The following is a 4,762-nucleotide window of genomic DNA, read 5'->3' as shown; positions in this document are numbered from 1 at the left end:
CGAACATCATTGACAAAATTAGGCGTTGAAACGGTTGTACTCTCTGCGATTGCTATGCCACAAATTTGTGAAAGTTTTTCGCAACGTAAAGCAATAGCTTATATGAATCAGGGAAAAGTTGTTATTTTTGCGGGCGGTACAGGAAATCCATTTTTTACAACTGATTCTGCTGCCACTTTACGTGCAGCAGAAATTGGTGCGGACGTTCTTCTTAAAGGAACACAAGTTGATGGTATTTATTCAGCAGATCCAAAGTTAGACCCTACGGCTAAGCGTTTTGACCAATTAACGCATGTTGAAATTTTGCAATGGGGATTATCTGTTATGGATTCAACGGCGGTCACTTTAGCACGTGAGAACAATGTGCCGATTATTGTGTATTCCATTCATGAAAAAGGTGGTTTGGCTAAGGTCTTGAATGGAACAGGACGCTTTACAATAGTATCGGAATAAGGGTAAGCTTCAAAGGACAATTGAAGGAGACAGAAATATGGATGTTACATCAATTATGGATGATCTGAAACGTCGCATGGATGGTGCTATTACGGCTTTTAAACATGAGTTGGGTGGTTTGCGGACTGGACGAGCATCGGCCAGTTTATTAGAGCCGTTGACTGTTGAAGCTTATGGTTCTGTTGTGCACATAAATCAAGTTGCTAATATTTCTGTTCCCGAACCTCGGATGCTTTCTGTTTCTGTATGGGATAAAACGATGGTAGGAGCTGTAGAGCGTGCTATTCGCGATTCCGGTTTTGGTTTAAATCCCATAACTGATGGTACGAATTTACGTATTCCTTTGCCTGAGTTGAATGAAGAGCGCCGTAAAGAACTTGTAAAAATTGCGCATCACTATGCAGAGCAAGCGCGTGTTGCTACACGTCATGTTCGTCGGGATGGTCTGGACAATTTGAAAAAGTTAGAAAAAGATGGTGAAATTGGACAAGATGAAGCCCATAGTTTGTCTGAGAAAGTTCAAAAACTCACAGATGAAACTATTGCTGATATTGATAAAATTTTAGCCGTAAAAGAATCTGAAATTATGCACGTTTAAGACGGTTTTGTCGCTAGAAAAAGGATGTTATACTCCCGCCTGTAAATTGTTTCTATGGATAATAGTAAGGAGTGGTGTGCTCTGTGATAGCAAGGTGTAATACAAGAAGGTGTTTTATCGTTTTATCATCTTGATATGGGAGAGATTGATTTGAAAGGGAAGATGTTTTAATTTTTTAGTTTGCGTGGTAAATCATGCCCTTTGCTGGAAGACACTATTTAACAGCATGGTAAAGGCTCCTAGTTAGCATGTCTTTGTTAAACTGCATAATGAAAACATTATTAGAAATTATTTAAATATCTAAGATGAGGGTTGGGGAAAGAATATAACACAAAAAATAAGCCTAACCTTTCTCTTATTTCCCATTATAAAACATGCGAGTAGAATCGATCAAGCAGATGTTATGTGGCATAATTTTCTTTTAGATGACGAACAGTTGATAAAAGAGTGTTTTTAACCTCTATTGGTTAATTTATATAGGGCGTAGATAGCCGCTTTTTCATTTTATGTTTGAGAAAATATTTAAAAACATATTTTAGGATTAATTTTAAGAGGGGATTTTTGAAGCTGTTTTCATTGATTATTCGTCTTATAAGCACTATCTTGGTAGACTGAATTATTTATGGTAAATTATAAGAGAAGTTTGTACAAGTGTGAAATAAAAATACTACAATTTTAGAGCTTGTATTTTCTATTTTTATTGTGTGGATGTTGTTTTGTCTAATTTGGTTTATCGTGTTCTGACAGCTTTTGTGTTTGGCGTTATTGCATTGTATCTAACGTGGTTGGGAGGAACCATCTTTTTTTTGTTTGTATGGTGTATTGGCGGTTTTATTCTCTATGAGTGGATGAGTATTACTAAAGAGAAGTGGTGTGTTGTACAAAAGATATTAGCAAGTATTTTTTATTTGTTTTTCGGCTTTTTTTTAGTGTTGAGTGTATCTGCTTCATTAGATTTTTGTGTTTTAATCGTTTTGGCTGCGGTGTTGGCTATTATATCTATAAAAGGGGGGGGGTGGGTTTTTTGTGGTTTTTTATATGCCTCTTTTCCTGTTGTTGCTTTATGCTTTTTACGGGATCATGAGATGTTGGGGTTCCAAGTTGTTATTTTCTTATTTACGATAGTGTGGGGGACAGATATTGGTGGGTATTTTATCGGACGTGCCTTAGGGGGGGCTAAATTAGCACCACAATTTTCTCCTAATAAAACATGGTCAGGAGCGTTTGGTGGCACATTTATCGGAGTTTTCGGCGGTATATGGGTTGCTTTTGGATTTTTTGATATAAATTTAACAAGTTTTTTCGTGCCACTCCTTACACTTATTTTATCAATTGCTTCACAATTGAGTGATTTAGGACAATCATGGCTCAAAAGGCGGTTTTCTGTTAAAGATTCTAGTTCTTTATTGCCTGGACATGGTGGCTTTATGGATCGTATGGATGGGTTGGTAGGGGCCGCTTTGCTTCTTTATTTAATTGGGGCGTTTATAGCTGATATGAATGCGCCTTTTAATCTTTTTAGTATGATTTAATTGGGAGTAGATATTTTGGGACTTTTAAATCATATCGTCACTATGGGTGATTTTCTTTTAAGAAGTTTGAGTATTCTTTTTATCATTATGATTATCATTTTTGTGCATGAACTTGGGCATTATCTCATTGGTCGGTGGTGTGGTATTAAGGCGTTAGTTTTTTCACTTGGATTTGGTCCACAAATAGCGAGTTACACAGATAAGCATGGCACCAAGTGGCGCTTAGCACTTATTCCCTTAGGAGGTTATGTAAAGTTTGTTGGAGATGAGGAAAAAATTGATACGGTATCATCCCAATCATCTCCGATAGTTGATGGTTCATTTGCCAGTGTGCATGCTTGGAAAAAAGCAGCAACTGTTTTTGCTGGTCCCTTTTTCAATGTCCTTTTTACTGTTGTTATTCTGACACTTTTTTTCTTTATTTACGGTCGTGTAGCCATTGAACCGGTTGTTGGTTCTTTAGTAAAAGATAGCCCTGCTGTTCAGTCTGGTTTGGAATTAGGTGACCGTTTTGTTGAAATGGATGGTCGACGGGTTGAAAGTTTTGAAGATTTGATGAACTATGTAACTTTTCACGGAAAAGAACCTATAGAGTTTAAGATAGAACGCATGGGGCGCGTGTTTACAACGGTCATTACTCCGAAACTAGTTGAGCGAGATGATGGATTCGGTAATCGGACACAAAGTGCTATGATAGGTGTAGGTGTTCCTGTTGATTCAAATAATCCTGCGCGTTTAGATCCAACTTATATAAAACATATTCACTATGGTTTTTTAACAGCTGTAAGAGAAGCATCAAATCGTACTGCGTTTATTGCTACTCAAACTGTTCTTTTTATGAGTCGTTTAATAGAAGGAAAAGAGGATCGTTGTCGGCTAAGTGGACCTTCTAAAACCGTTAAAATTGCTTGGAAAGTGAGCGAGGCAGGTTTTATTTCTTTGTTGAATTTGGCAGCTTTTCTTTCAATAAGTGTTGGGCTTATTAATCTTTTTCCGATTCTACCACTTGATGGTGGGCATCTTTTATTTCATGTCATTGAAGTTATTACTGGGAAGACAATATCCACTAAAATTCAGGGAATTGTTTTTCGTTTAGGTTTCTCCATTCTTCTCTTTTTTATAATTTTTGTCTTTTTAAATGATTATTTTTGTTGGTTTAGCTAATTAAATTATGGAAAATACTTTATGAATTGGGTAATAATAGCAAAAATAAATTGAAGGTTGTTTACCATGTCTGCAAAATGTTGTGGCGTTGTACATTATAATGAGTAATTAAGGGATGACAAAGTCTCGCTGTAAAAAGGTTGTTGTGGCAGTTAGCTTTTTAAGGCGTTGTGTCCAAGGAATAAGAGTAAGGTAAAAGAGCCAATGACTACGAATTCAAAGTTTTTAAATGCAGCATCTGTGTTGGTGTTAAAGATGGGGATGATTGTTCCAGTAACGGCTTTTATGTCAATTGCTGTGGTTGGAGAAATGCAAGCGTCTGTAGTCCGTTCTATTGAGGTTCGTGGGAATAAGTTTGTAAGTTCTCAGGCAATTCGGGACAATATGGGTATTAAGGCTGGACAAGGATTTTCCAGTGGTGATGTTGATAATGCTGTGAAGAACCTTTTCGAATTAGGTTTATTTTATGATGTTAAAATAAATCAAGTAGGTGATAAATTGGTCGTATTCGTAAAAGAATATGAGGTTGTCAATCAAATATTGTTCCAAGGAAATAAATCTTTTAAAGACCCAGATCTTAAACGGTTTATTTCTTTGAAACCAAATGAACCTTTTAACTCTGCTAAGCTTTCTGCTGATATAAATACAATTCGTGAAGCTTATAAAACTCTTGGTCGTAATAATATCACGGTTAACGTTCAAACCATTAATCTTGGAAAAGGGCGTGTGAATGTGGTCTTTAATGTTGTTGAAGGAAAAAAAACAAAGATTAGTGATATCGCTTTTAAGGGAAATAGTGTCTTTGGAAGTCGCCGTTTGCGTGATGTAATTTCGACAAAATCTTCAGGAATTTTTTCCAAGTTGTTAGGAGGCGATGTTTACAGTGAAGAGCGCCTCGCTGTTGATGAAGAAGCTTTACGTCGCTTTTATTATAATCATGGTTATGCAGATTTTCGTGTAGTCTCTTCTAAAGCAACTTTTGATGCAGCAAGCAATACGTATAAAATTTCTTTTG

At 36.5% G+C, this 4,762-nt stretch carries 5 protein-coding genes; all 5 read left to right on the top strand.

Annotation, left to right across the window (positions count from 1 at the left end; translation table 11 throughout):
• Nucleotides 1–453 (top strand): uridine monophosphate kinase (locus ACFIO3_RS08965; RefSeq protein ID WP_375704343.1); only part of this gene is annotated, 453 nt, incomplete at its 5' end.
• Nucleotides 454–490: 37 nt separating this feature from the next.
• The gene (gene frr / locus ACFIO3_RS08960; protein WP_375704342.1) at nucleotides 491–1,051 is read left to right on the top strand and encodes a ribosome recycling factor; all 561 of its coding nucleotides are present in this window, start codon (nucleotides 491–493) and stop codon (nucleotides 1,049–1,051) included.
• A 716-nt stretch (nucleotides 1,052–1,767) separates the two neighbouring features.
• The gene (locus ACFIO3_RS08955) at nucleotides 1,768–2,583 is read left to right on the top strand and encodes a phosphatidate cytidylyltransferase (RefSeq protein WP_375608536.1); all 816 of its coding nucleotides are present in this window, start codon (nucleotides 1,768–1,770) and stop codon (nucleotides 2,581–2,583) included.
• Between the two features lie 15 nt (nucleotides 2,584–2,598).
• The gene (locus ACFIO3_RS08950) at nucleotides 2,599–3,747 is read left to right on the top strand and encodes an RIP metalloprotease (RefSeq protein ID WP_375608537.1); all 1,149 of its coding nucleotides are present in this window, start codon (nucleotides 2,599–2,601) and stop codon (nucleotides 3,745–3,747) included.
• Nucleotides 3,748–3,951: 204 nt separating this feature from the next.
• A partial coding sequence (locus ACFIO3_RS08945; protein ID WP_375704341.1) for an FtsQ-type POTRA domain-containing protein occupies nucleotides 3,952–4,762 on the top strand: 811 nt, incomplete at its 3' end.

This window comes from Bartonella sp. AD328YNZD (assembly GCF_042196425.1).
The sequence above is the reverse complement of the archived record's forward strand: the minus strand, read 5'-3'. Positions and strand labels throughout refer to the sequence as shown.

What these genes read in the sequence shown, in the direction of transcription:
- frr (WP_375704342.1), top strand. Translation starts at nt 491, where the DNA reads ATGGATGTTACATCAATTATGGATGATCTGAAACGTCGCATGGATGGT.